The sequence below is a fragment of the Streptomyces sp. NBC_01498 genome, from assembly GCF_036327775.1.
Taxonomy (GTDB): domain Bacteria; phylum Actinomycetota; class Actinomycetes; order Streptomycetales; family Streptomycetaceae; genus Streptomyces.
On record NZ_CP109598.1, the window covers coordinates 6,952,499 to 6,978,934 of the forward strand.

Sequence of the window (26,436 nt, forward strand, 5' to 3'; positions counted from 1 at the left end):
GGAGGCACGATGACCGACTACCTGCCCCACGTCGCCACCGTTCCCTTCCCCATGCCGCGCCCGGAGGATCTGCCCGACGACGCCCCGGCCATCGCGGCGGCGGCCCCCACCGCGCTCGCCGCGCTGGCCGACCGGACGTCCCGGCCGGCCAACCGGACCGGGCTCGCCCAGCTGCTGGCAGCCACCCGGGCCGCACGCGAGGACCTCGGCCCGGTGCCCAGCACCCTCGTCGGCGACGATCCGAAGGAGTCACGGCCCAATCGGGACAACGACCTGGCGTTCGGCATAGAACGGCACCACGGCGACCCACTCGCACTGTTCGTCGCGGCCGTCCTCAACGCCCAGCTCGGCATCCTGGAAATCGCCGAGGAACGGGGCACCGGACTCGACGAATCCGCGTGGTACGACCTCGTCGCGGGCTTCGACGTACTGGTGCGCTGGCCGGCCGCTCCCACCCGGCTCCCCGCACCGCTGCCCGTGCCCGCGTGCCCGCCGTCCGGCGCGCCGGAAGCCCTCGACGGGCTCCGCCGCTGGGTCCGCGGCCATCACGTGTTCATGGTGCTCGCGCAGGGTGGCGCCCTCGCCGTGAACAGCCTGCGGGCGGCGGCCGAGGCGGGCGACGAGGAGACCGCCGCCACCGCGGCAGGCGTGGCGGCCCGCATCATGTGGGGCTGCCGGGCCTCGCTCCGGTTCGCCGGGGACGCCAGCCCGGACCAGTACCAGGCGGAGATCAGGCCCACCCTCATGCCGCCCGTCGCACCCCCGCAGATGAGCGGACTGCGATGGCGGGACCACGAAGCCCTGGTGACCGCCCTCACCGGGTCGAGTGACGCCTGGTCATGGCTGGCCGAGCGCCGTCCCGAGCCGCTCGAGGAGTTCCGCACCGCGCTCGACGCCACGTACGACGCGCACAAGGGCGTCTGCGGACACTTCGTGGGCCGGCAGTCGCCGAGCCTGCTCGCGACCAGCCGGTCCCACCGTCCCGCGGTCGGCGTCATCGAGCAGTTCCGCCGACTGCGTGCGGGCACCCTGCCCGCCGCCCCGCTTCCTGACCACAAATGACCATCCCGACCACAACGGACTTCCTGACCACCACAGGTGTCACGGACCACACACCAGTGACCGGTAGAGACGCATCCACATCCGAGAGGCAGGGCACTCATGACCGCGATCGCACACACCCAGCACGGCGGGCCCATCGAGCTCGACATGGACGGCCTGTCCCGGATCCTCTTCGGGCATGCGGCCTTCCAGTACCTCAACGCCGCCTGTGAACTGGGCTTGCCCGACCTGGTCGCCGAGAAGCAGGAACTGACCCGGGAAGAGATCCGCGACGCGCTCGCTCTCCAGGACCGCGCCGTCGACATCCTCCTCCTCGGCTGCACCTCGCTGGGCATCCTCGTCAAGCAGGACGGGCTGTACCGACTGGCCGACGTCGTCAAGGGCCTCATGGACGAGGGCGACTGGCAGCGCTTCAAGGACACCGTCGCCTTCGAGCAGTACATCGTGTACGAAGGCCAGCTCGACTTCACCGACTCGCTCCGCGAGAACCGCAACGTCGGCCTGCGCCGGGTCCGTGGCTCCGGCCGCGACCTGTACCACCGTCTCGCCGAGAACCCGCACATGGAGCAGGTCTTCTACCGCTACATGCGGTCCTGGTCCGAGCTGGCCAACAAGCACCTGGTCGAGGAACTCGACCTCTCCGGCCGCACGCACCTCCTGGACTGCGGCGGCGGCGACGCGGTGAACGCCATCGAGCTCGCCAAGGCCAACCCGGACCTCAAGGTCACCGTCTTCGAGATTCCGGCGTCCGGCACCATCGCCGAGAAGAAGATCGCCCAGGCAGGGGTCAGCAACCAGGTCTCCGTCATCACCGGTGACATGTTCCGCGACCCGCTGCCCACCGGCTGCGACGTCGTGATGTTCGCCCACCAGATGGTGATCTGGACCCCGGAGGAGAACACCGAGCTTCTCCGCCGCGCCTACGAGGTCCTGCCCGAAGGCGGCCAGCTGGTCATCTTCAACTCCATGTCCAACGACGAGGGCGACGGCCCGGTGGTCGCCGCGCTCGACAGCGTCTACTTCGCCGCGCTGCCCGCCGAGGGCGGGATGATCTACTCCTGGGCCACGCACGAGAAGTCCCTGCGCGCCGCCGGGTTCAGTACCCTCAAGCGCATCCCCTTCCCGGGCTGGACCCCGCACGGCGTCATCGTCGCCACCAAGTAACACACGTCCCTCGCCAGTGGATCCCACCGGGCCGCCGCACGGCGGCCCGGTGGGATCCCACCCGACGCAACAAGGAGGTGACCGCATGCTCCACCCACGGCTCCGGGACGACGCCACACGGATGCGCATGCTGCTCTACGGCCAGCTCGTGTCGAAGACGGTGTGCACGGCGGTGCAGCTCGGCCTGCCGGAGGCCCTGGCCGGGGGCCCCCGCTCCGCCGAGGACCTCGCCCGCGAGGTGGAGGCCCACCCGCTCGCCCTGCGCAGACTGCTGCGCGCCCTCGTCCCCTTCGAGGTCTTCACCGAAGAGGCCGACGGGACCTTCGCGCTGACCGGACTCGGGACGACCCTGCTGCCGGACACCCCCGGTACGGCACGCCCCTCCGCCCTGCTGCTGGCCGGCGAGGTCGGCGGCGCCTGGGGCGAGTTCGAACACACCGTACGGACCGGCGAATCCGCGTTCCGGCTGATCAACGACATCGCGCTCTTCGAACACCTGGAGCGGCGGCCGGAGCGGCGCGAGGTCTTCGACCGGTCGCAGGAAGCCGGGCTGCGCCTGGAACTGGACGAGATCTTCGAGGCGGTCACCTTCGACCGGTACCGGCGGATCGTGGACGTCGGTGGCGGCAACGGCCACCTGATGTGCGAACTGCTGCTCCGTACGCCGGGCAGCACCGGCATCGTCGTCGACCTGCCCGGCACCGTACCGCTCGCCGAGAAGCGGATCGTCGAGGGCGGGCTCATCGACCGGTGCACCACCACCGCCGGAGACTTCTTCAGCTCCGTCACCCCGGGAGCGGACCTCTACATTCTCAGCCACATCCTGCACGACTGGGGCGACGACAGCGCGGTCTCGATCCTCCGTACCTGCGCGGCGGCGATGCCCCCGCACGGGCGGATCATGGTGATCGACCTGCTCACCGACGCCGCCGCCGACGACCACGGCGGACGCCACCGGCTCCCCGCCCTGATGGACCTCTACATGCTCTCCCTCTTCGGCGCCGACGGCGGCCGGGAGCGCACCGGCGGAGAGTTCGGGGCGCTGCTGGCGGACGCCGGGCTGGAGGCCGAGGAGACCCTGGTGCTGCCCAGCGGAATGGCCGTCATCACGGCCCGCCCGATCATCGGCTGACCGGCACCGGCGCCCGCATCGGCACCGGCGCCCGCATCGGCGCCTGCGCCTGTCCGGTCCGGATGCGCCGGCCCGTCGGCGGGGGGCCTCCCCGCACGCCCGCCCGACGGGGCGCCTCTGACGTCATGTCACAGGCTCCGGCGGTCCGCACGCGGACCGCGTGGCGTGCGTGAGGACCGGTACGGGGGTGTCCACCGCCACCGGCCGGAGTTCGAGCCGTCGAGGCCGTACGGGAGCCCGGTGGTACGGAAGTCCGGTCCTCCGCTCGTACGGGAGCCCGGTCGTACGGCCGTACGGGAGCCCGGCGGGGAGCCGTCCGAGGCCGACCGGTCCGGCGCCCGCAACCGCGCGTCCGCCCGCCCACGGAAAGGGTGATTTCCGTTCAGTGTCCCGGTGCCGCCGACGTACGGGCCCCCAGGGCCCGGACGTGGCTCCGGCGTGCCACGAACCGCCGCCCACCAGGTCCGAAAACCGCTCCTGAACGGCCACCGGCCACTCAGACGGGCGTATCACCCTCTCCTCGCTGGATAGGCACTCCCACATGAGCCCACACTCCGCCCTCCCGCCACCCGAGCGCGCCGGAAAACGCGAATGGACCGCCCTCGCCGTCCTCGCCCTGCCGGCGATGCTGATCTCCCTCGACAACACGGTCCTGCACCTGGCGGTTCCGCATCTCAGCGCGAGCATCGACCCCAGCGGTCTTCAACTCCTCTGGATCGTCGACATCTACAGCTTCCTCATCGCCGGCCTGCTGATCATCGCGGGTACCCTCGGCGACCGGGTGGGCCGCCGCCGGCTGCTGCTGATCGGCGCGGCGGGCTTCGGACTGGCCTCGCTGCTCACGGCGTTCTCCAACAGCGCGGAGATGCTGATCGTCAGCCGGGCACTGCTCGGCATCGCCGGGGCGACCCTGATGCCGTCCTCGATGTCGCTGATCCGGAACATGTTCGCCGACCCACGCCAGCGGTCGGTCGCCTTCAGCGTCTGGATCGCCTGCTTCCTGGTGGGCGGGGCGATCGGCCCCATGGTCGGCGGCGCCATGCTGGAGCACTTCTGGTGGGGTTCGGTCTTCCTGCTGAGCGTGCCCGCGATGGTGCTGCTGCTCATCGTGGGGCCGCTCCTGCTGCCCGAGTACCGGGACCCGAACCCGGGCAGGATCGACCCCACGAGCGTGCTGTTGCTGGTGGTCTCCCTGCTGGCGACGGTCTACGGACTCAAGGTGCTCGCCGGTGACGGTGTCGCCGTCCTGCCGGTGGCACTGCTGCTGGCCGGACTCACGCTCGCCGTGGTCTTCGCCTCCCGGCAGCGCCGCCTCACCCATCCCCTGCTGGAACCCGGCCTCTTCCGCGAGCGCACGTTCGCCGTCTCCCTCGGGGCCATGGCCCTCGCCCTGTTCGTGATGTCGGGCTCGCAGTTCTTCGTCGCGCAGTATCTCCAGATGGTGGTGGGGCTCTCCCCGCTGGAGACGGGACTGAGTTCCCTGCCCGGGAGCGTCGGCGGTGTGATGGGCGCCCTGCTGGCCCCCGTGGCGCTGCGCTGGCTGCGGTCCGCGTACGTGATGACACTGGGCCTCACGATCGCCTTCGCCGGCTTCGCCGTGCTGACCCAGGTCGAGACGGAGAACGGACTGATCCCGGTGATGATCGCCCTGGGACTGCTCAACTTCGGTGTGGCACCGACCATCGCGCTCGGCACCGACATGATGATCGCGTCCGCACCGCCGGAGAAGGCCGGAGCGGTCTCCGCGATCTCCGAGACCTGTCACGAACTCGGCCTGGGCATGGGCATCGCGATCCTCGGCAGCGTCGGCACCGCCGTGTACCGCGCCGAGGTCTCCGACACCCTGCCCGCCGGTCTGCCGGACGACGCGGCCTCCCGCGTCCAGGACACCATCGGCTCAGCCGTGTACGAGGCCGACCGGCTGCCCGGCGAGCTCGGCACGGCGGTCCTCGACGCGGCCCGAGTCGCCTTCACCGACGGCCTGTTCTACGTCAGCGTGATCTGTACGGTGATCACGCTGCTGACCGTTGTCATGGTCGCCGTGCTGCTCCGCCGGGTGCCGGCCGGCGACGGACCCGACGGCCCCGACGGCGCCGCCGGGCGTCCCGGTCCCCATGAGGCCCTGGAGACCGCCGACCCGCGAACGCCCGCTCACCACCGGCCGGCGACGGCCCCGGAGGACCGGGCACGCTAGGACCGGGCACGCTGAACGAAGGAGCGACGGCAGACGGACCGGGGGCGCTGAACGAAAGGGTGACGGCGCGCCCGGGAGCGCCGGACGGTGGAGACGTCCCGGTGACGCGGCACGCCGGTTCGGCCCGCCCGTTCCGCACGCCGGTTCGGCCCGCCCGTTCCGCACGCCGGTTCGGCCCGCCCGTTCCGCACGCCGGTTCGGCCCGCCCGTTCCGCGCGGAGGTCCGGCGCGCACGTTCCGCGCGGCCGGGGCGGAAGCGGTGCCGGCCTCCCGGGCCCGGATCACCCCGATTCACCGTCCGGACGGCGCCGTTCGGGAAACCGTGTCGGGCGGCGGCGCTTTCCTCGTATCGGCGGCACACCGTCGACGCGCCGCCCACACGCTGACAGCGTGTCGCCGATCTGCCGCTGCGCCGGCCTCCGTCGGGACGCCCATGGCCGAGATCCCACCACTGGTCACCGGCGCCGACCGCACCCGTACGGCCACGACGATGAATCGAATCCGGCCGATCCCATTCCGTATTCGCCGGATCCCCACGGCACCGCGAAGCCGACCTGATTCCCGCATTCCACTTATGCGAGGAGATCCGGGAAACCGTTCCCGGTCAGCTTCTACCAGCACTGACTCGTTTCAATTCCGACGTCATGACATAAGCTTCCGATCGGCTGATGTCGGACCCATTCGGCGGATTGCCAAGATCCACTGTGCTCAGTTCCAGTAAAATGCGAGGAGTCGCGTAAATGTCTGAATTGAACCGCCGAGGATTACTTACTCGTGCCGCACTCGCCGGGGCCGGTCTGGTCTCGGCGGACGTCTTGGCCGGAACCCGACCCGCGGTCGCGGCGGGTGCGCCCGACGGAGCGTGCACGCCGGCGTTCGACTCCATCACCGTCCAGCCCGGGGACTCCCGGTACAACAGTTTCCTCCGTGCCCACAACACCCGATTCACCGGCCGGCCCGACCAGGTGACCATCGCGACGTCCTCGGACGACGTCGCCGAGGCGCTCGGCCGGGCCGTCGCGTCCGGCCGGCGGGTCGCCGTCCGCTCCGGCGGCCACTGCCTGGAGAACTTCACGGCGAACGCCGAGATCAAGGAGATCATCGATCTCTCGCAGATGTCGGACGTCTACTTCGACGAGAAGCGACGTGCCTTCGCCGTAGGACCCGGCGCGATCGTGGCGCCGACGCAGAACACGCTCTTCAAGGGCTGGGGCGTGACGATTCCCTCCGCGGGCTGCTCGGAGGTGGCCCTCGGCGGGCACATACTCGGCGGCGGCTACAACTTCTTCTCCCGCGTGCACGGCATCGCCGTCGACCACCTCTACGCCGTCGAGGTGGTCGTGGTGGGCGCCGACGGACAGCCCCGCACCGTCGTGGCGACGCGCCGTCGCAACGACCCCAACCGCGACCTGTGGTGGGCGCACACCGGCGGTGGCGGCGGCAACTTCGGCATCGTCACGCGGTATTGGCTGCGTACGCCGAAGGTGGACTCCACCGACCCGGGCATGCTGCTTCCGCGCGGTTCGAACCAGCGGGTCCGTAATGTGCAGTGGTCGTGGGACGGCCTGTCGCCGCAGGCGTTCGCCAAGCTCATCCGCAACTTCAGCACGTGGTACGAGCACAACAGCGCCCCCGGGGCGAGGGAGGTCCAGGTCTGGGCCTCGTTCTCCGCGTCGCACCAGGCGGCCGGCGTGGTCGGCCTGATGGCCGGTGTGTCGGAGAACGTCCCCGGCGGCGAGGCCATGCTCGACAGCCTGTTCGACGCCGTCGCCGCAGGCACCGGCCTCACGTCCGCGTCGGACACGAGGTCCGAACTGGCGTGGCTCGACCGGGACAACTGGTTCTGGGGTCCCCCCGGACGCCAGAAGGACAAGACGTCGGACCTGAAGAAGAGCTACACGGACGCGCAGATCGCGACGATCTACCGCTACCTGACCGACGACTCCATCAGCAATCCCGGCGCCCAGGTGAACCTGGCCGCCCTCGGCGGGAAGATCAACAGCGTGCGTCCGGACGCGACCGCCTACGTGCACCGGGACTCCATCCTGCGCGCCTACTTCACCCCCGGCGTATGGAGGTCGGAGGCGGAGGACGCCACGCACGTGGACTGGGTGCGCAAGCTCTACCGGGACGTCTACAGCACGACCGGGGGTGTGCCCGTTCCCAACGCCATCAACGCCGGGGCGTACATCAACTACCCGGACGTCGACCTCGCCGACCCGGAGTGGAACACCTCGAACACGCCCTGGCACGGGCTGTACTACGGGGCGAACTACGCGCGGCTCCAGCAGGTCAAGCGGGCCTACGACCCGCGCGACGTGTTCCGCCACGCGCTGTCCATCCGGCCCAACTGATTCCGTACCACCACGGGTGCGCCCACCGGCCGGTTCGTCTCCCGGCCGGTGGGCGCACCGGTGTTCGCCCGTACGGGGTGGAATCAATTGCTCCACGAATCCGGACGGTGCAGGGTTCTTCCGGACCGTACGGCCGTCCAGGCGTACGGCGTCGGGGAAACGCGCGTCCGCACAGCGGGAAATCGGGCCGGAGTAGCCGTTGCCCGACGTCGGGAAAGTGGCTCATTCCCTTCCGCAGATGGCTTTCTTTCAGCCAGACCGGTGCGACCGGCGCCGATTCGGGCTGCCTTGACACCCCACGCCGGTCATGAGTTTGTTTACGCGTCCTAGCAAGATTTCGACCACCCCGGGGAAGCTCCCGGCCCCGTTCTTCCACAGGGGACGACATGACTTCTGTGGCGGTCCGGCCGGTCGAGCCACCGGGGTCAAGGTGTCGCAGACACGCAGGGAGATCGAGATGGCTGCCGAGATATCCGGCGCTGACAATGTCGCGAGTTTCTACGAAGGTCTCGGTCAGGTTCTGAACGCCGCCTGGGGCGAGAACCTGCACTACGGCTACTGGGAGGACGACGCCGACGACAGCACCGTCGAGGCCGCCACGGCCCGGCTGAACGACATGCTGATCACCCTGCTCGACCCCGCCCCCGGCGGCGCGGTCCTCGACATCGGATGCGGGGTGGCCAAGCCCGCCCTCCAGCTCGTCGCGACCAGGGACGTGCACGTCACCGGCATCGCCATCAGCGACGTCGAGGTGGAGCAGGCCGCCGAGCGCGCCAAGGCCGCGGGCCGGTCGGACGTCACCACCTTCCGCAACGCCGACGTGATGGAACTGCCCTTCGGCGACGGCTCGTTCGACGGCGCGTGGGCGATCGAGTCGCTGCTCCACGTGCCGGACCGGGGCCGTGCGCTCGCCGAGACGGCCAGGGTGCTGCGCCCCGGCGGGCGGCTGGTGATCGCCGACACCGCCGAGATCCCGCCGGTGGGTCCGGAGGGCCGCAAGGTGCTCGGCGACATCTGCGCCTCCTACGGCGTGAGTTCGTTCGCCACCGCCGCCGAGTACCTCGAACTGCTGGCCGCCCACGGGTTCGTGGACGTCGAGGTCCACGACATCAGTGACAAGGTCGTCCGGACCGGTGTGATCATGGCCGATGTCGTCGCGGCCCGGCGCGACGAACTGGCCAAGATCGACGGGCCGGAACCGGTCGACCAGTACATCGACCTCATGCGCCGCGCGGCGGCCAGCCAGGACATCGGGTACCTCGTGATCGCCGCGACGCTGGACCCGGCATCGGGCTCCTGACCCCGGCCCCCCGCGTACGCCGCCCGACACCCCCCGCGACGGCGGGTGTCGGGCAGTCACGGCCGTGACCTCACTCGGTGATACGGCCGCCGGCCTCCAGCAGTTCCGCCGACCCGTCGCCGGCCGCGCCGGACTCCTCCCCGGACTTCCCGGACCCCTCGGACCCGGCGGCCGGGGCCACTCCGCGCAGACTCAGCGTCAGGAACACGGTCAGCACCGTCAGGACCCCGCAGACGACGCCGACCAGCACCAGCCCGTGGGTGAACGCCTCGCGCGCCACGTCCAGCGTGGCGGAACCGAGCGCCTCCGGCAGCCGGGAGACCTGGCCGACCGCGTTGCCGATGGTGTCCCGAACACCCTCGGCGGCCCCCTCCGGCAGCCCGGCGGGCAGCTCACCGGAGACCTGACCCCGGTAGACCGCGTTCCCGACACTGCCCAGTACGGCGATGCCCAGGCCCAGGCCCAGTTCGTGCGAGGTGTCCGAGATGGCGGCGACCGCTCCGGCCTTCTCCGGCGGCGCGGAATTGATCATCATGTCGGTGCCGAGCACGACGGTGGGGCTGACGCCGACGTTCAGCAGCGCCAGCGCGACCATCACCGTGGCCGGCCCGCTGTCGGTACCGGCCTGCGCCAGGACCACGAAGCCGATCACGGCGATCACCAGGCCCCCGGTCATCACGTACGCCGCACGTGCCCAGCGCAGTGCCACCGGCGCGAGCAACGACCCCGCCACCCCACCGACACTGCCGGGTAACGACGCCAACCCGGCCTCCAGCGGCGACAGTCCCAGCACCATCTGGAGGTACTGCGCGATGAAGAACTGCGATCCCGACATCACGAACAGGGCGAGCCCCATCGCGCCCAGGGACGCCGAGAAGGTCCGCTCCCGGAACAGATCCATGTCGATCAGCGGCTCGGTGAGCCGGCGCTGGCGTACGACGAACGACATGCCCAGGACGAGACCGGCGAGGAGGATCAGGGCGGGGGCCGTGGCCAGGCCCTCGCCGGCCAGCTTCTTGAGGCCGTAGACGGTGCTGAGCAGGGAGAGCACCAGAAGGCCGATGCTCGCCATGTCGATGCTGCCCGGCCGGGAGTCGCGGTACTCGGGCAGCAGCACCGGCCCGAGGATCAGCAGCAGCACCATGGCCGGCACGCTCAGCAGGAACACCGAGCCCCACCAGAAGTGCTCCAGCATCACGCCACCGACGAGCGGGCCGATGGCCCCGCCCACCAGGAAGCAGGTTATCCAGACGCTGAAGGCCACGGTCCGCTGCCGGGCGTCGTGGAACAGATTGCGGATCAGCGACATCGAGGACGGCGTGAGGGTCGCCCCGGCGATGCCGAGCAGTGCCCGGCTGACGATCAGCATCTCCGCGCTGCTGGAGAACGCCGTCATCAGCGACGCGACACCGAAGCCCACCGCGCCGATCAGCAGCAGCCGGCGGCGCCCGATCCGGTCGCCGAGGGTGCCCGCGACGATCAGCAGGCTGGCGATCAGAAAGCTGTAGACGTCGACGGCCCAGAGCAGTTGCAGACCGCTCGGGTTCAGACTCGCGTTCAGGTGTGGCACGGCGAGGTGCAGCACCGTGTTGTCGAGGGTGATGAGCATGGCCGGCAGGGCGAGGACGCCGAGAGCCGTCCATTCGCGTCTTCCGGCCCGCGCCGGTGAGGGAGCGGTCGTTTCTCTTACGGTCATGGAGGAGAGCCCCGTCGGTGAGAGTGAACGCGCGCCCCGGACAGGCGGGCCGTCGTCGACAGCTGACGATTCCCGCCCGCGGGCGGCGTCGGAGTGCCGGACACCGGATACGGCGTGGCCGGCGGCGGTTCGAAACCCGGCCGGGGTTCGACGCAACGGCCGGGTGGCCCCTGCGCGGCCCGGATCAGGGGGAGTTGACGCTCGGCGTGCCGCCGGGACCCCGCCCCGCCCGACGGTCGTACGTCCGTCCCGGACCGACGGCCCGCTCCCGGGCCGGGCGCGTACGCGCTGCCGACGTCAGCGCCCCGGCCCGGGAGCGGTGTCCGTCACCGATACCCGGAGGCGTCCGCCGGCTTGCCGGCCTCCTCGACCTCGACCAGGTAGCGCCAGCAGTCGGGGCGGGAGCCGTCGAGGTCGGTGAAGCCGTATTCCTGGGCGAGTTGACCGCTGGACAGCGACTCACCGTTCCGGCGCGCGATGTCGGGGTCACCCGCGAGCGCCGCGACGGCGCGTCCCACGAACGAGGTGCTCTCCGAGATGCAGAAGTGCGGCACCTCGGTCAGCGCGTCCTGCCAGGTGTCCTCGGTGACGCCGAGCGTTTCGAGCATCATCTCCGAACGCATCCAGCCCGGACTCAGCGCGACGGCCGCCCCGCCGTGCGGCTTCAGCTCGTGCGCGAGGACGAACGCCATGCGCAGCACGCTGTTCTTGACCAGGTCGTAGAAGTACGAGTTGCGGTAGCGCGTTCCGTTGTACGCGGATGTTCCGTCCGTCATCTCGATCACGAGCCCGCCCGGCCGACGCACGAGCAGCGGCAGCACGAAGTGGCTGGTGATCGCGTGGGTCTCCATGCCCAGCCGGAACAGGCGCAGTCCGTTGTCGAGGTCGTGCTCCCACACGGGTGTGTCGAACTCGAACAGCTTCTCCCCGCCCCAGACGTCGTTGACCAGCACGTCGAGCCGCCCCTGTTCGGCGTCGATCCGCTCGGCCAGCGCACGGACCTGCTCGGGCACCAGGTGGTCGGTCGGCACCGCGATCCCGGTCCCGCCCGCCGCGGTCACCAGCTCGGCGGTGTCCTCGATGGTCTCGGCCCGGTTGTACTCCGAGCGCCGCTCCCGAGTCGTGCGGCCGGTGACGTAGACCGTCGCACCCGCCGCGCCGAGCTGCACGGCGATGGCCCGCCCGGCTCCCCGCGTCGCACCCGCGACCAGCGCGATCTTCCCGCGGAGGTCCGGTGCCGATGTGTCGGGCTTTAATACCATGGAGTTCCCTTATCTATGTGCGCGGCCTGGCCCGCGTCAGTCATCGACGCAGACCGGTGTCACCATGATCAACCAGAAACCCGACACCTTGTGTCGTGCTTCTCGCCGATCTCCACGGAAACGCCAGAATTCCCGGCCCCCGACGCGTCACCCAAGGGGCGGACATCACCTGATGGGGTGGCTGAGCCGGCTGTGGGCCCACACGTGAAGGTTGCGATCGTCCCGCGAGGTTGAAACCTCCGCGTTCCGCCTTTCCGGGAGCGGACCGCTCCTCCCGCCGGGAAGGCCGGTGCCGCCGTCTCCCCGGCGGAAATTCTTTGCGCGTGACGTCGTCCGGGTGATGGGGTGGCGCGGTGACCGATCACGATGAGGCGGGGACCGTCCGGCCGTCGACCCTGGCATGGGCGAGCCGGTATCTGGAGGCCGGGGAACGGATCGTCGGGACCGAGGTCCTGCACGGCGGTATCACCGCCGAGATGCGGCGGCTGACCATCGGCGGGCGGCGGGACGGATCCACCCGTGACCTGGTGCTGCGGACGTTCGTGAACATGAGACACGCCGAGGCCGAGCTGAACAGGGAGGCCGACACGCTGACCCTGCTCGCCGGGACCGCCGTGCCGGCCCCCGGACTGGTCGCGGTCGATCCGGTCGGCGAGCACTGCGAGTTTCCGTCGCTCCTCATGACCTGTGTGGCGGGCCGGACGGTCCTCGCCGACGAGGGACTGGAGACCCGCGTCCCGCTGCTGGCCCGTCAACTCGTGGCGATCCACGCGCTGCGGCCCGCCGAGCGGCCCCGGGAGTATGTGACGTGGACGACGGCCGACACCGTCGTGACTCCGCGGGGCGCCGACCCGGCGGCGTGGGCCGCGGCGATCGACATGATCCGCGCGCCCGCGCCCTCCTGCGAAGGGCGGTTCCTGCACGGGGACTTCCACCCCGGCAACGTGCTGTTCGACGTGCCGCCCGCGAGGCCGGCGGATGCCCGGATCACCGGCGTCGTCGACTGGCCGGTGACTTCCTGGGGCCCGGCGGATCTCGATGTGGCGCACTGCTCCACCAATCTCGCGCTGCTGCACGGTCCCGCGTGGGCTCCCCGGTTCGCCGAGGCGTACGAGGCGGCGGGCGGCGTACGGGCGGCGGCCCCGGGTGAACGGCTGTACTGGCAGGTGCGGGACGCCCTGGCGCTCTCGGAGGACCTGCCGTCGGTGGCGCGGGCATGGCGACAGGCGGGGAGGACGGATCTGACGACCCGAGCCGTGGAGGAGCGGCTGGACGCCTACGTCACCGCCCTGATGCGTCGGGCATGACGCGCCGCGCTCCGGGGCGAGCGCACGGGTCCCCGGCCCTCGCCCCGGTGTCACCGGGTCCCCGGGCGCCGGCGTGTCCGTGCCCCTCGGACCCACCCACCGGACACCGCCGGGACCCCCGGGGGATACCCCCACCCCACGGATGCCTGCCTGCCGCATGGGAAGCAGCCGCCCGCTCAACCACCCTTGTGGCATGACGACTTACCGGAACCACAGCCGAAAGACCCTGCTCCTCGCCCTCTCCGCCGCCCTGGCCGGCTCGTTGACCGTCGCCGGGCCTGCCGGAGGCGCCGGGGCGGTCGAGGGCGGGGGCGGGGGTGCGCCGGCCTGGACACCGTGCGCGCGGGCCGGAGGGCCCGCGGAACAGGAGTGCGCGGAGCTGGAAGTGCCCGTGGACTACCGGGAACCCGGTGGCCGACAGCTGACGATCGCCGTGTCGCGGGTACGCGCCGAGGACCCGGCGGCCCGGCGCGGGACGCTGCTGATGATCCCCGGCGGGCCCGGGGGATCGGGCGTACAGGCGCTGGCCAGAAGAGGGAACGCGTTGCGGGAGGAGCTGGACGGGGCGTACGACCTCGTGAGTTTCGATCCGCGCGGCGTCGGCGGCAGTACGACGGCCAGTTGCGGGCTCGACGCGGACGACCGGTATCTGGCGAACCTGCGGTCCTGGCCGGACGCGGACGGCGGGATCGCGGAGAACGTGGCCCGCTCGCGCCGTACCGCCGAGGCGTGCCACGCCAACGGGGGCGCGGTGCTGCGGAGTTTCACCTCCGCCAACGAGGTACGGGACATCGAGCGGTTCCGGCAGGCGCTGGGGGAGGAGAAGCTGTCGGCGCTGGGGAACTCGTACGGGACGTATGTCGGTGCCGTGTACGCGCAGAAGTACCCGACCCGTACCGACCGCTGGGTGCTGGACAGCAGCGGCGACCCGGACCCGACGCGTGTCGAGCAGGGCTGGATGGCGAACACGTCCCGGGCCGTGGAGGACCGCTTCCCCGACTTCGCGGCCTGGGCCGCCGACCCGGACCGGGACGACGAAGGGCTGCGGCTGGCCGAACGGGCGCGGGACGTGCGGGAGTTGTTCATCGGGATCGCGGCCGAGCTGGACCGTACGCCCAAGGAGTCGACCACCGAGGGCAATCCGCTCACCGGCAACATGCTGCGGCAGGCGTTCCTCAACGGCCTTTACGGCGACTCCGCCTTCCCCCAGCTCGCCCGGCTCGTGCAGGCCGCCCACGACCCGGCCGCCACGCCGGTTCTGACCCCGGAGATCGCGCAGCCGCTGCGCGACGAGGACGCGGCCGTGACGATGGGCGTCGTCTGCAACGACGTGCGCTGGCCCACGTCCGTCGGCGCCTACGCGCGGGCCACGAAGGAGGACCGTGCCCGCCACCCGCTCACGGCGGGCATGCCCCGCAACGTCGGGCCCTGCGCCTTCTGGAAGGGTGAGTACGCGGACCGGCCGACGCGCGTCACGGACCGGGGGCCGTCCAACATCCTGATGATCCAGAGCCTGCGGGACCCGTCCACCCCGTACTTCGGCGGACTGAGGATGCGTGAGGCGCTGGGCGACCGGGCGAGGCTGGTCACCGTCGACCAGGGCGGACACGGCATGTACCTGGCCAACGGCAACGCGTGCGGCGACAGCGTGGTCACCACGTTCCTGAGGACGGGCGAGCGCCCTCGGCGGGACGTGTACTGCGCGAACTGACTGGGGGTCATGGGGCCCGTGCCGACCGCCCGGCCGCCCGGCAGTGGGGCGGCCGAGGGGTCGGCACGGGCAGGCCCCCGGAAAGGCCACCGGGATCCGAACCCCGGTGCTACGTCCGGTAGCGGGAGTGCCGGATGTGCCAGACGTACGAGGACGCGACGGACCCGAGCGCCCCCGCGTGAGCGGCCAGCGGACCGCCCCGGGCGGTCAGTTCGGCGATACGGGCGGCGGCCGTCGCGGCACGCTCCTCGCACATGCGCGAGGCCGCCCGGAACGCCTCTTCGAGATCGCCGTCGTGCTGTCGCCCCAGCAACACGGGCAGGCTGAGGGGCGCCTGCCCGTCGTCGGCCGTCTCCTTCGCGTACGAGGCGAGGTCGTTGATCCAGCCGGCGAGGTCGGCGACGGCCCCCTCCAGTTCCCGCACCGGCTCCAAGGACCTCTCGGATTCGGTCAGTTCGTACCCGAGCACGATCTCCCCGGTGGCCATGAGGGTCCGTACGAAGACGGTGTGCGGGCGCATCGCGCGGTAGTCGGACAGGGTCACACGGTCGGGCGCCCCGAGGTGGTGCGCCTCCCAGACGATGCCGAAGAGGGTGTCCCGCAGGTGTGCGGTCAGCCGGAGGTACGGGGCGGGAGCGGCCCGTACCCGGAACCGGGCCAGGAGGTCGCCCAGCGCCGTGGCGAAGACGCTCGGGCTTTCCGGTGGCTCGCCATGGCCCGCGACGACCTGGACGCACTCACCGACCGCGCGGACCAGCCGGGCCGGGTCGCGGGCCCCCGTCGCCTCGCCGTGCGCGTCGTCGAACGCGGTCAGCCACAGGAAGAGATCGGCGCAGAGGAAGAGGTCGTCCCGGCCGGCCGTCGGGAAGGTGCGGGCCATTCCGTGGCCCGTGATGTTGGCCAGGGCGCCCGATCTGCGCTCCGAGCCGACGAGCGGGAACGTCCGGAGCCACCCGGCGGCGTGCCGCTCGATGTCGTCGGCGTACGGGCTCGCCGGGAAGGGCCCGGGGAAGGAGCCGCGCAGATCGGGCATCGGCAGGGCCCCCTGGTCCGTGCGGGTCGCGTCGTTCACCGGGCCTTCCCCGCCAGGGTGTGGTGCCTCAGCTCGGGCACCATGTGCAGCGACGAGGGATGCGTGGTGATCTCTCCGACCGGGCGTACGGTGTCGGGAGTGGGCCGCAGCCGCCAGCGGGAGGCGACCAGCGCGGTGATGAGGACGGCCTCGGTCCAGGCGAACGCGTCCCCCATGCACATGCGTTTGCCGGAACCGAAGGGGATGAACGCGCCCTTCGGCGGCTGGGGACGCTCGGGGAGCCAGCGGTCGGGGTCGAAGCGCAGCGGATCGGGGTACAGCTGCGGGTCCCGGTGCAGCGTGTACGCGCTCCAGATCACGTCCGAGCCGGCGGGCAGGGTGAACTCGCCGAGTCTCACCTCCGCGACCGCCTTCCGGGTCACGAGCCACGCGGGGCTGTAGAGCCGCAGGGTCTCGCTGACGAGCCTGCGGGTGAGGACGAGCCGGGGGACGCGCTCGGCGGTGAGCGGGCCCTCCGCGAGCACGGAGTCGACCTCCTCGTGGAGCCGGCGCTCCAGCTCCGGGGCGCGGCCCAGTTCGTGGAACAGCCACGACAGGACGACGGCGGTGGTCTCGGAACCCGCGGCGAGCAGTCCGACGACCTCCGACAGGATCTCGTCGTCGGGCAGCGGCTCGCCGGACTCGTCCCGTGCGTTCAGGAGCAGCGAGACGATGTCGTCGTACGTGTCGGGGTGCGCCCGGTGTTCGGCGATGATGTCGGCGACGGTGGTGCGCAGCGTGATGCCGGCCGCCCGGACCTTCCGGTTGCCGCGGGTGGGCAGCCGTTCGAGTACGGAGATGGGCAGCAGGGCCCGCTTCAGGGCGGTCGTGAAGACGGTGTCGACGCTGTCGAGGATCGTGCGGGCGGGACCGCGTGGGGGCGTGGCGGAGAACAGGGCCGACATGACGACGCCCTGTGTCATGAGCTGCATCTCGGTCTTGAGGTCGAGCGGGGTGCCGCCGTCCCAGGACGCGATGTAGGGCTCCACCGTCTCCCGCATGGTGGTGACGTAGCCGGCGATCTGCTGCCGGTGGAAGGCCGGCTGCATCAGGCGGCGCCGGCGCAGGTGCGGCTTGCCTTCCGCGACGGGCAGGGCGTCCTTGCCGAAGAGTTTGAGCTTCTCGAAGAGCAGCCCCTTGGTGAATTCGTCGGCCTGGCTGGTCAGCATCTTGTGCATCAGCTCGGGCGAGTTGACCACGGTCAGGGTCTTGGGGCCGACGGTGACGCGGACGATGGGGCCGTGCGTGCGCAGGCTCTGGAGAAAGGCGAGGCGGTCCTTGATCAGCGGCAGGGTGTGCCCGATGAGGGGGAGCTTCCCGGGCGCGATCGGCGGAATGTTCAGGCTGGTCGACACGTGTCTCTCCTTACTTTTCCGCGTCCGTGGGGGTGGTCTGTCGTCCGTTCGCGTCGTGCCGGGTCCGCAGCCGTTCCCGTACGGCGAGGATCTCGGCCTCGATCATGGCCCCGGGGGCGTACAGGGTCTTGTCGTGCCACAGCGCGGGGTGGTGGCCGTCGCCCGCCCCGTCGTTCAGATACGTCTCGGCCCGCCGGAGGGCGCGCTCACGCTCCGGCCGGGGTCCGGCGGCGGCCAGCAGGATCTGTGCCGCGTACGCGGTCTCCTCCGCCGTACCGCCCCACACCCCCCAGGAGCCGTCGTCCCGCTGGGTGTCGACGGTCCAGGCCACGGCGGCCTCCACGGCGCCGGACGCGTGGTCCGCGCCGTACCGGGTGAGCGCGGACACGCACCGGGTCGTGGCGTAGTAGGGGGAGGCGTGCCACTTGTCCGGCCAGGGTCCTTCGGGCAGTTGCCGGCCGACGAGCCAGTCGCGCACCCCCGCCGTGCGGGGGCCGTGGAGGTGCCGCGTCCCGGGGTGGCGCCGCTGGTAGCCGCCGAGTGCCTGGAGGGCGTGGGCGTTCGCGGTGACGGATCCGGTGTCCTCGCCGACGTAGCAGTCGTAGTGGGTGCCGTTGTGGAACAGGTCGAGCGGGTCGGGGCTGTGCTCCAGACCGACCAGCGAGGAGACCAGGACGGCCATGGCGGTGTCGTCGGCGTCCGTCATGAGCCCGGGGGCGCCCCGTACTCCCCGGGGGTCGTAGAGGTCGGTGGCCCATTGCCGGACGGTGGGCAGGCCGGCGGCCGGCAGTTGGGCACCGGCGAGCGCGGCGGCGACCCACAGGCGCTCGAAGACCACGATCGGAGCCGCCTCGGGGAAGCTACCCGCGTAGCGTCGTGACACGGCTGCGAGAGCCGTGACGGTTTCGGGCGCCGGTTCCCGGGAGAGCGCGGCGGCGCGGGCCGCGGTGGCGGCCGGTGAACTGCCCAGCAGATCCGGCCCGTCGGGTACGAGCGCCTCCGGTATGTACCGGGCTATGCCTTCGAACGTGTGGTGCAGCTTGACGGGGAGCCCGCCCGCCGCCGCGTACCGCTTGGCGACGTACGCGGGCGCGCCCTGGTCGTAGCCCCGGGGCAGGGCGGGGCCGGGCCCCGGCAGCCATCCGCCGGTGGCCGCTGTCCCGTGGTCCGTCCGGTCGTCGGCGAGGAGGGCGATCTGTTCGTGGATCCTCGCGACCAGGCTGGGCACGAGGATCTCGGCCGCGGCGGTGTCGGGCCACGGTCCCGCCGGGGGCAGCGCGCGCAGGGCGGCGAGCCCACGGTCCACCGAGGCGGTGAGCCGGCGGGTCGTCCCGGCGGAGGTGTTGCCCCGCCGCAGGACGGCGAGTGCGGCTTCCACGGCGCTGAGCGTCGGCAGCAGGCGGTACCGTTCGGGGCCTTCACCCCAACTGCCGTCCGGGGCCTGCTCGTTCAGCAGATACGCGATCCGCTGCGGTTCCCCGGGAAGCCAGGGGGCCGCCGAGATGACCCGGGCGGTCTCGTACAGGGAGGGGCGGACACTGCCCCACGGGTCCTGGTCGATCCTCGCCAGCAGCTGGGCGGCCTGTTCGGGGTAGGTCGTGTGCACGACCGTGTCGCTCATCGGCTTGTCGCACCTCACGGTTGTGGTGACGGGGTAGGGGCGGGCGGTCATGTCTGCCGGTCCGTGGCGGCCAGGGCGACCTGGCGCAGCCGGGCGGTGGTCGCTTCCGGGAAGGGCGCCTCGTCCAGTGCGGTGAGGGCCGCCTCCCGGCGCTCCTTGATCATTTCTTCCACGGTCTGCCGGGCGCCGGTGGACTCCAGGACGGCCCGGACCTCGGCGGCCCGCTCCTCGTCGAGATCACCGCGCCCGACGAGGTCGCGCAGGGTCGTACGCTCGCCGGGGGAGGCCCGGCGGAAGGCGAGGGCCATCAGGACCGTGGCCTTGCCCTCGCGCAGATCGTCCAGTATCGACTTTCCGGTCTCGATGGGATCGCCGAACACACCGAGCAGGTCGTCCCGCAGCTGAAACGCTTCTCCTAGCGGGATGCCGAAGGCCGTGCAGGCGTCGATGACCTCCGGCGCGGCTCCGGCGACCGCCGCGCCGATGTGCAGGGGGCGTTCGACGGTGTACTTGGCGGTCTTGTAACGGATGACGTGCAGGGCCGTTTCGACGTCGTCGCTCGGCCGGCCGGTGGTCTGAAGGTCCAGAAGCTGGCCGTACATGAGCTCGCTGCGCATGTCGGCCACCAGCGGCAGCACCTGGGCGAGCCTGCTCGGTTCGAGACCCGCCGTGTGCAGGAGCTCGTCGGACCACACCAGCGCCAGGTCGCCCAGGAGGACGGCCGCGCCAAGTCCGTGTGCCTCGGCACGGTCGTGGAGACCACCGCGATCGGTGTACGCGGCGGCCAGCGCGCGGTGCGCGGACGGCTGCCCGCGACGGACATCGCTGTCGTCCATCACGTCGTCGTGCACCAGGGCGAACACCTGGAACAGTTCGAGGCTCGCGGCCGCCCGGACGGCGGCCGTCATCTCCCCGTCCCCTCCGGCGGCCTGCCATCCGTAGACGCACAGCACGGACCGCAGCTGTTTCCCGCCGGCGAGGAACCTGCGCAGGGTGGAGGTCAGATAGAGCAGTTCGGATCCCGGCGCGGCCTCGTCCTTGGCGTCGAGGAATCCGGTGAGAGCCGCGCTCACCCTGTCCCGTACGGGCGACATGCCGGGTGGAGCGGTGTCGGGGCGTGTGGTTGTCATGTGTGGTTGATCCCCTTTCGTTCGAGAGCCGCCACGGCGGTTCCGTTCGGGCAGAGGACGCGGCCAGGACACTGCTTGGCCCCACGGGTGTCACGGTGGTGACGGGTACTCGGCCCACGGCACCACCGCGACACGGCATGGGAGGTCAGGCTAGGAAGCTGTCACCGACGCACGGTCGCCTGCCGTCGGGGACGACGCCACGGTCGGCTCCGGGCTGGAGGAGCTACGGCTCCAGGGGGTGGCGCCTTCGGCGTCGGGAGTCAGCGGAGTGAACCGTGCGGGGAGCGACGTGAGCGTCCGGTGGACGGGCCCCTCGCGATAGGTCAACTGATCCGGTTCGACGGCCAGTTCGATGTCCGGCAGATAGCTGGTGAGCCTTTCGATCGCGGCGGTCGCGATCAGCAGGGCGAGATCACGCGCCGGGCAGGCGTGCGGCCCGGCGGCGAACGCCAGATGCGCCTTGCTGCCCGACCGGTAGCCGTCGGTCGGTATCCCCGCGTGCGGACAGGTGTTCGCGGCGGCGTACGACACCATGACGGGGGAACCGGCGGGGATGTGCGTACCGTGGAAAGTGACGTCCTCCTTCGGGAAGTGGAAGCTGTAGTTGGCCAGCGGCGAGTCGTGCCACAGGGCGTCGTCGATGGCGTGCTGGACCGGCAGGCTGCCGGTGGTCAGGGTGCCGAAGTACCGGTCGTCACTCAGCATCCGGACGCAGGTGTTCGCGATGAGGTTGGCCGTCGTCTCGTTTCCCGCACCGAGCAGGATGATGACCTGGTTCATCACCTCTTCCGGGCTCAACCCGTTGGGGTGATCGATGAACCAGGACGTCAGGTCGTGCCCGCGCTGCGCGGCCTTGGTCTGGTAAAGGGTCCCCAGATACGCGCCGAACGCCTCCGTGCCGGCCGCCTTCCGCCCCGGATCGGTGTCCACCATGGCCGCGAGCGTCCCGACCAGCGGGGCCCCGTGCTCGTCCGCCATGCCGAACAGGGCGTTGAAGATCATCAACGGCAGCTGTCGCGCGTACTGGCCGACGAGATCGACCGTCCCGGCGTCCGCGAAGTCCTGAAGCAGCCTGTCGGCGTAACGGAACGTCAGAACACGGACGTCGTTGGGATCGAGAAGGGCGAAGCTGTCGGTGATCACCTTGCGCAGATGCGCGTGCTCCTCGCCGTCGGCGAAGAAGAGACTGGGCCGCCACTCCACCAGGGGTCTGATCGGACTGTTCTCCGGAACCCGGGACAGCCAACTGCGGGTGTCCTTCGTCCAGGTGGCCGTGTCCTGAAGCAGGTCGAGCGCCGCCTGGTAGTCGGTGACCAGATGGACGAAGAGACCGTTGTCGATCTCCGCGACCCCGACCGGCCCCTGACGGCGCAGCAGTTCATAGCTGCGCTGGGGATCGGCCGCGTGCGCGGCACCGTGCAGGGGCACGGCTGTGGCGGCAGATGGTGTGATGCTCACGAGACTCCGACTCCGGCCGAGGATATGGAATGGGCGGTCAGTGCGATGAGTGCGTGAAGAGTGCTGTCCATCTCGCGGGCATCACAGGTGACGAGCGGGGTTCGCGGGGCGAGGTCGAGCTTCTTGCGCACGACCTCCAAGTCGTAGTCGGGTGAGTCAGGGAAGGTATTGACTGCCACGGCGTACGGCAAACCGCGCTCCTCGATGAGATCCATCACCTCGAAGGATTCGTCCAGTCGACGCGTGTCGACCAGGACGAGCGCACCGAGAGCCCCGAACGCGATGCCCTCCCACAGGGGAAGGAAGCGGCGCTGCCCCGGAGTTCCGTACAGATACAGGACAACTCGCCCGCCCGGCAGGGTCAGCCGGCCGAAGTCGATGGCGACCGTGGTGGTCGTCTTGTCCCGCAGACCGACGAAACTCAGATCGTCGGCGCCGGCCGCCGCGTCCGTCATGACTTCGTCGGTGTGCAGCGTGGGGATCTGTGAAAGCGTCCTGATCGCCGTCGTCTTGCCGACGCCGAGAGGACCCGCGACAAGGATCTTCGCCCTCTGGTGCTCCCCCTCCGGGAGATACACCGGACGCGGGCTAGGCGACGCGGAGTGACTGGAGTCCACTCAGCACCTCTTCCATGAGTTGCATCGACGGCCGTCCGGCACGCGAAGGGGCAAGGGCATCCGGCATCGGCACACTGGCGTTTAACAGGCCGTCACTGACCAGCTGTTCGGCGAGCATCAGACCGACGCTGGCCGGCAGCGCGAGATAGGCGGCTATCTCGACGGCGGTGAGGGAACCGTCCGTCACCAGCTCGACCACCCGGCGGTGCGCCGCCGTGTGGTAGGAGGCCAACGGAGCGCCGCTGGCACGCAGGGCCGTGAGCGTGTCGACGGTGCTGGGCAACGGGGCACCGCCGGCTCCGGTCGCCAGATACGCCGGAAGCAGGCGCCGTTGATGGCCGCGGCTCATCATGACGTGCCGTCATGGACGCGCGCGGAGACGGACATGTGCTGCTCCCCGAGCTTCTTCGCCTGACGAGCCATCATGTGGACGACCACGCCCATGTGCATCGAGTCGTCGCCCGCGGCCGCGATCAAGGTGTTGGCACCGGCCGGCATGACCATGTAGGTGCCCTCGGCTATCTTCACGGTCACCGTCTCGATGGGGGTGTCCGCCGCGGCCCCCAGCGCCGGTATCACGGCGGCGCGCGAGGCCGCGTGCAGGGCGGAGGTCATCGCGGCCATACCGTCCGCGTCGTCGGCCGGAAGATTCCCGGACCGCGCCTGGACCATTCCGTCCAGGGTCATGAGCAGGGCGTGACGGACACCTGGAATCTCGGTGATGGGGTTCAGGTACCAGGTCTCGTTCTCGCCGGCGGGCATGGTCACAGTGTTTCCTCCGAATCAGTACCGGTTCGGCCGCTTTCGAGGCCGTCCTGGAATTCACTCCAGGCTTTGAGAGACCGCTCCGGGTCCGGCGCACGGTAGGTGGGAGCGGCGAGCCCGCTGGCCGACGCCGAGGGCCCGCGACGGCGACGCTGGGGCAGACCGTCCCCGGCGCCCGGCGCGGCGGCGCGCGGCTTCTCCTCGGCGACAACGGTCTCGGCGACCGCGGAGGGCCGCCTCTCCGCCTTCGGTGCCACCGCCGGCTGGGCGGCCATCGCCGACTGCGGCTCGGCCTCCTCGTCGATCGGGGCCAGCAGGTTCGGGGGAATGGTCACCACAGCGCGCACCCCGCCATAGGGAGACGGATGGTCGGTGTCGATGGATACGCGGAAGCCGTAGTCGGCGACGAGATTGCCGATGGCCGCGAAGCCCTGGGACGGCGGGTCGCCCAGCTCGGTGAGCATCACATCCTGGCTGTCGGCCGACAGCAGCCGTACGCCCCGCGCGGTCGCTTCCGCCGTCATGCCCTTGCCGGCGTCGTCGATCGTGATGCAGACGTTGCCGTTTCCGGTCTGGATCAGGCTGACCTCCACCGCGAGGTCGTCGCGGGAGTGCTCCAGCGCGTTGGCCATCAGCTCCGCGCAGGCCACCGCGACGGGCTCGGCGGCACGGCCGACGATCCCGACATTGGACGCGATCCGCGAGTTGATCTTGATCCGGTCGAAACCGCGCAACCGGGAAGAGGCACCCATCACGATCTCGGCCACGTACGTGTCCTTGCGCACGTGCCCCGGCCAGGCACCGCACACGATGGCGGTGCGCTGGATGAGCCGCAGATTCTGCTCGTTGAGATGGTCGGCGGCGAGAATCCGGTGCGTCAGGTGCTGCGACCCGGTGAACTCCCTCTGCAACGCGTCGAGTTCCGACTGAAGCCGGTACGACAGCGCCTGCGAGTCCTGGCTCGCGCCCCGCAACGCCGCGCGCGCGGCGGCGTCCACCCGACGACGGTCGGTCAGGACCATCTCCGAGACCCGGCCGAGCACGGCGTCGAGGAGTTCCGTCTCCTCGGGCCGCGCCTCCCGCTCGTGGAGCAGCCCGGGTACGGGGTGGTGGGAGCTGATCAGGCTGAGTCTGAGGGCCGGGAGCCGCGCGGAGGCGAGATGACCCACCTCGGCGCGGAACCGCTCCTCGCGGGCCTCCAGGTCCCGTGCGCGGGATTCCGCGCCGTGCGCGCGGAGTTCGGCGTGACGCGTACGCGCCTCGGCGCTCTTGAGCGCCGTGTCCATTTCTCTGGACCGTCGCGTCTGTTTACGACGGGAGAGCGCCAGCAGCAGCGCGACGGCGGCCATGACGACGGTCACGGCGCCGAGCACAACGGCGGGTTCTGAGGGAGAGGTCACGGAAAAAGGGTCCTAGGGATTGAAGGGGGAACGGGCGAGGGCAACGATCCTGTCGGCCGTCCCCGCCCGTGGTGAGGTGTGCCGGGAATTCCGCTTCCCGCGGGCCCGGCGAAGCCGGAGCGCCGCAGGGGCGGGACGCCGGAGCGGGTCGCGAGACCGGCGGGACCAGGAGCGACGCGGGTTTTCCGCCGATCCCGGAGCGGGACCGCACGCGAACACAGCGGGCGTCCTTTCCGGCACGTCATAGCTGCTGGCCTCCGACACACAATGGCTGGACTGGTCACGATCGCTCGGGTTCGTGGAATCCCCCTGGCCGACCGAGGGCGACGCAGGAGTCATCGCCGTCACGTGCTGCCGTGCCGGAGTGGGGGATCACGCCAAAGCGTCGCTAGTTTAGGGGAGTTGACCTTCATCTCGCATCGCGAGAGGGCCATGGTGAGAGTTCGAGCCATTTCGTGTGTGGCGAAGAACGAGCGCTTCTCAGCTCGCCTTTTCCACTCGGAAACCGCCAGGAACGGCATCCCCCGGACCGTGGAGCGGGCGAGTCCGCCGTCGCCGGAGGCGGATTCCACCGAGGTGCGAGCGAGAGCCTTTCGCGGTTGCAACGAACTGAATGGGCGCGTGGCCGACCGCACCCGCCGCCCCCGGAAGTCCGGGCCCCGACGACGGGTCGGCGTCGGCAGGTGTTCGACCGGACGATGCCACAGGTTCAGACCAGATCCGCCGAGCGCCGAGCCGGACCGGGACCGCCGAGTCGGATCAGGACCGCCGGGCCGGGCCGGGGGCACTGAGCCGGGTCAGGACCGCCGGGCGGCCTCCGGTGCCTGCGCCGGCGCCGGAGGGGCGATTCCGAGAACGGGCAGACAGTCGGCGACCCCGACGAGCTCGATGTCGTCACGCCGCCGCTTGCTCCACTCCTCGCGGGTCAGCCGCCAGCAGGCGATCTGCGCCCGCTCGCCGCGCCTGGTGTCCCAGGAGACACCGTTCGGCACATAGCCCAGGGACTCCGAGACACGGTTGGAGGCGTGGTTGTCGACGAACGCGTCGCTGCTCGCCTCACCGGCCCCCATCCCCTCGAAGGCCAGCTCCAGCACCGCCCGGCGCATCTCCTTCCCGAGCCCGCCGCCGCGCGTACCGGGGCTGAGCCAGGAGAACGTGGTGACCGTTCCGTACGTGCCGAAGTCGATGCCGATCAGATCCTGCATCCCCACCGGCTCCCCGTCGACGACCACGACGAAGTACAGGCGCCAGGAGCCGGCACCGACCCGGCCCCGGCCGGACCAGATCCCCCGCAGCCAGCGCCACTCGCGTTCCGGGCTGTCCTCGTACAGGGACATCGGATCGTCGAAGGCCCACGGCGGGCCGGTGGCCACCCCCGCGCGTACGACGGGGACCAGGCGTTCCAGGAGCTCGTCCGTCGCCCCGAGCAGCGAGAGCCGGGGGGTGTGCACCCGCACGTTCAACGGGGGATACGCGGAGAGCGGTGAGGGGGTCGTCGGCATGGGCGCAACCCTAGAACGCCTTCTCCCGGCGGGCGATGCCCGTCCGCCACCCCCCGGCCCGGGGCGGCGGACAGGGAGACGAACGGGACAGCGCCACGACACCGGTTCGACAGGCTCACCGCGACGGGCAACCCCGGGAGGTACCGGGCGTGCGGGCGACGGGACGCCCGCGACCCTCGACAGAGGCGAACTCGCCTTCCCCGGCGGGTATGTCCGGCGAGCGGGGGTGCGTCCGCCGGAGCCTGCCGGCCGAGCGTGACGGCCTCGGCGTCCGGCCACGGAGCACGCGCGAAAACCCGTTGGCGGACCGCGGCGACCACTGCTACTTTGCCGG

At 71.0% G+C, this 26,436-nt stretch carries 20 protein-coding genes; 8 read left to right on the forward strand and 12 right to left on the reverse strand.

Going from position 1 to position 26,436, the window contains the following annotated elements:
• The first annotated feature begins 9 nt into the window (after positions 1-9).
• The 6 genes from OG875_RS29605 to OG875_RS29630 all read left to right on the forward strand — a co-directional run bounded on the left by OG875_RS29605 (position 10) and on the right by OG875_RS29630 (position 9,206).
• Positions 10-1,062 carry a hypothetical protein gene (locus tag OG875_RS29605; RefSeq protein ID WP_330177301.1) on the forward strand — a complete coding sequence of 351 codons (1,053 nt, stop codon included), beginning with the start codon at positions 10-12 and terminating at the stop codon, positions 1,060-1,062.
• A gap of 99 nt (positions 1,063-1,161) precedes the next feature.
• Positions 1,162-2,226: a methyltransferase gene (locus tag OG875_RS29610; protein ID WP_330177302.1), complete on the forward strand. Its 1,065-nt coding sequence runs from the start codon at positions 1,162-1,164 to the stop codon at positions 2,224-2,226.
• 85 nt (positions 2,227-2,311) lie between these two features.
• Positions 2,312-3,358 (forward strand): methyltransferase, encoded by a 1,047-nt coding sequence (locus tag OG875_RS29615; RefSeq protein ID WP_330177303.1) that lies wholly within the window; start codon positions 2,312-2,314, stop codon positions 3,356-3,358.
• Positions 3,359-3,899: 541 nt separating this feature from the next.
• A complete protein-coding gene (locus OG875_RS29620; protein WP_330177304.1) occupies positions 3,900-5,552 on the forward strand; it encodes an MFS transporter in 1,653 nt (550 codons plus the stop codon).
• 740 nt (positions 5,553-6,292) lie between these two features.
• Entirely contained in the window at positions 6,293-7,906 is a 1,614-nt protein-coding gene (locus OG875_RS29625; RefSeq protein ID WP_330177305.1) for an FAD-binding oxidoreductase, read from the forward strand.
• 457 nt (positions 7,907-8,363) lie between these two features.
• Positions 8,364-9,206 (forward strand): methyltransferase domain-containing protein, encoded by an 843-nt coding sequence (locus OG875_RS29630; protein WP_330177306.1) that lies wholly within the window; start codon positions 8,364-8,366, stop codon positions 9,204-9,206.
• Positions 9,207-9,276: 70 nt separating this feature from the next.
• On the opposite strand, the gene OG875_RS29635 is transcribed toward OG875_RS29630, so the two are convergent.
• Positions 9,277-10,902, reverse strand: coding sequence for an MFS transporter (locus tag OG875_RS29635; protein ID WP_330177307.1), 1,626 nt, complete (start codon positions 10,900-10,902; stop codon positions 9,277-9,279).
• A gap of 326 nt (positions 10,903-11,228) precedes the next feature.
• Positions 11,229-12,164 carry an SDR family oxidoreductase gene (locus tag OG875_RS29640; protein ID WP_330177308.1) on the reverse strand — a complete coding sequence of 312 codons (936 nt, stop codon included), beginning with the start codon at positions 12,162-12,164 and terminating at the stop codon, positions 11,229-11,231.
• 353 nt (positions 12,165-12,517) lie between these two features.
• On the opposite strand from OG875_RS29640, the gene OG875_RS29645 reads away from it, so the two are divergent.
• Both OG875_RS29645 and OG875_RS29650 read left to right on the forward strand, forming a co-directional pair.
• Entirely contained in the window at positions 12,518-13,471 is a 954-nt protein-coding gene (locus OG875_RS29645; protein ID WP_330177309.1) for a phosphotransferase family protein, read from the forward strand.
• A gap of 193 nt (positions 13,472-13,664) precedes the next feature.
• Positions 13,665-15,182, forward strand: a complete 1,518-nt coding sequence (locus tag OG875_RS29650; protein ID WP_330177310.1) for an alpha/beta hydrolase — start codon at positions 13,665-13,667, stop codon at positions 15,180-15,182.
• 109 nt (positions 15,183-15,291) lie between these two features.
• Here OG875_RS29650 and OG875_RS29655 read toward each other — a convergent pair whose 3' ends face one another.
• The 10 genes from OG875_RS29655 to OG875_RS29700 form a co-directional block, all read right to left on the reverse strand.
• On the reverse strand, positions 15,292-16,254 hold the full coding sequence (locus tag OG875_RS29655; protein WP_330177311.1) for a terpene synthase family protein: 963 nt from the start codon (positions 16,252-16,254) through the stop codon (positions 15,292-15,294).
• Complete coding sequence (locus OG875_RS29660; RefSeq protein ID WP_330177312.1) at positions 16,251-17,609, reverse strand: cytochrome P450; 1,359 nt, start codon at positions 17,607-17,609, stop codon at positions 16,251-16,253. The genes OG875_RS29655 and OG875_RS29660 overlap by 4 nt, the downstream gene beginning before the upstream one ends.
• Before the next feature lie 10 nt (positions 17,610-17,619).
• Complete coding sequence (locus tag OG875_RS29665; RefSeq protein WP_330177313.1) at positions 17,620-19,230, reverse strand: prenyltransferase/squalene oxidase repeat-containing protein; 1,611 nt, start codon at positions 19,228-19,230, stop codon at positions 17,620-17,622.
• Between the two features lie 47 nt (positions 19,231-19,277).
• Entirely contained in the window at positions 19,278-20,360 is a 1,083-nt protein-coding gene (locus OG875_RS29670; protein WP_330177314.1) for a polyprenyl synthetase family protein, read from the reverse strand.
• Positions 20,361-20,510: 150 nt separating this feature from the next.
• Positions 20,511-21,818, reverse strand: coding sequence for a cytochrome P450 (locus tag OG875_RS29675; protein WP_330177315.1), 1,308 nt, complete (start codon positions 21,816-21,818; stop codon positions 20,511-20,513).
• Entirely contained in the window at positions 21,815-22,396 is a 582-nt protein-coding gene (locus OG875_RS29680; RefSeq protein ID WP_330177316.1) for a GTP-binding protein, read from the reverse strand. Before OG875_RS29680 ends, OG875_RS29675 begins: the two co-directional genes overlap by 4 nt.
• 10 nt (positions 22,397-22,406) lie before the next feature.
• Positions 22,407-22,718, reverse strand: a complete 312-nt coding sequence (locus tag OG875_RS29685; RefSeq protein WP_330177317.1) for a DUF742 domain-containing protein — start codon at positions 22,716-22,718, stop codon at positions 22,407-22,409.
• Between the two features lie 65 nt (positions 22,719-22,783).
• Positions 22,784-23,197 (reverse strand): roadblock/LC7 domain-containing protein, encoded by a 414-nt coding sequence (locus OG875_RS29690; protein ID WP_330177947.1) that lies wholly within the window; start codon positions 23,195-23,197, stop codon positions 22,784-22,786.
• A 2-nt stretch (positions 23,198-23,199) separates the two neighbouring features.
• Entirely contained in the window at positions 23,200-24,600 is a 1,401-nt protein-coding gene (locus OG875_RS29695; RefSeq protein ID WP_330177318.1) for an ATP-binding protein, read from the reverse strand.
• A 797-nt stretch (positions 24,601-25,397) separates the two neighbouring features.
• A complete protein-coding gene (locus tag OG875_RS29700; RefSeq protein ID WP_330177319.1) occupies positions 25,398-26,102 on the reverse strand; it encodes a GNAT family N-acetyltransferase in 705 nt (234 codons plus the stop codon).
• Positions 26,103-26,436: the final 334 nt, after the last annotated feature.

Coding starts and splice junctions, on each gene's coding strand:
- OG875_RS29670 (WP_330177314.1), bottom strand. CDS start 20,360: ATGACAACCACACGCCCCGACACCGCTCCACCCGGCATGTCGCCCGTA.
- OG875_RS29605 (WP_330177301.1), top strand. CDS start 10: ATGACCGACTACCTGCCCCACGTCGCCACCGTTCCCTTCCCCATGCCG.
- OG875_RS29665 (WP_330177313.1), bottom strand. CDS start 19,230: ATGAGCGACACGGTCGTGCACACGACCTACCCCGAACAGGCCGCCCAG.
- OG875_RS29615 (WP_330177303.1), top strand. CDS start 2,312: ATGCTCCACCCACGGCTCCGGGACGACGCCACACGGATGCGCATGCTG.
- OG875_RS29620 (WP_330177304.1), top strand. CDS start 3,900: ATGAGCCCACACTCCGCCCTCCCGCCACCCGAGCGCGCCGGAAAACGC.
- OG875_RS29625 (WP_330177305.1), top strand. CDS start 6,293: ATGTCTGAATTGAACCGCCGAGGATTACTTACTCGTGCCGCACTCGCC.
- OG875_RS29640 (WP_330177308.1), bottom strand. CDS start 12,164: ATGGTATTAAAGCCCGACACATCGGCACCGGACCTCCGCGGGAAGATC.
- OG875_RS29700 (WP_330177319.1), bottom strand. CDS start 26,102: ATGCCGACGACCCCCTCACCGCTCTCCGCGTATCCCCCGTTGAACGTG.
- OG875_RS29610 (WP_330177302.1), top strand. CDS start 1,162: ATGACCGCGATCGCACACACCCAGCACGGCGGGCCCATCGAGCTCGAC.
- OG875_RS29630 (WP_330177306.1), top strand. CDS start 8,364: ATGGCTGCCGAGATATCCGGCGCTGACAATGTCGCGAGTTTCTACGAA.
- OG875_RS29690 (WP_330177947.1), bottom strand. CDS start 23,197: ATGCCCGCCGGCGAGAACGAGACCTGGTACCTGAACCCCATCACCGAG.
- OG875_RS29635 (WP_330177307.1), bottom strand. CDS start 10,902: ATGACCGTAAGAGAAACGACCGCTCCCTCACCGGCGCGGGCCGGAAGA.
- OG875_RS29650 (WP_330177310.1), top strand. CDS start 13,665: ATGACGACTTACCGGAACCACAGCCGAAAGACCCTGCTCCTCGCCCTC.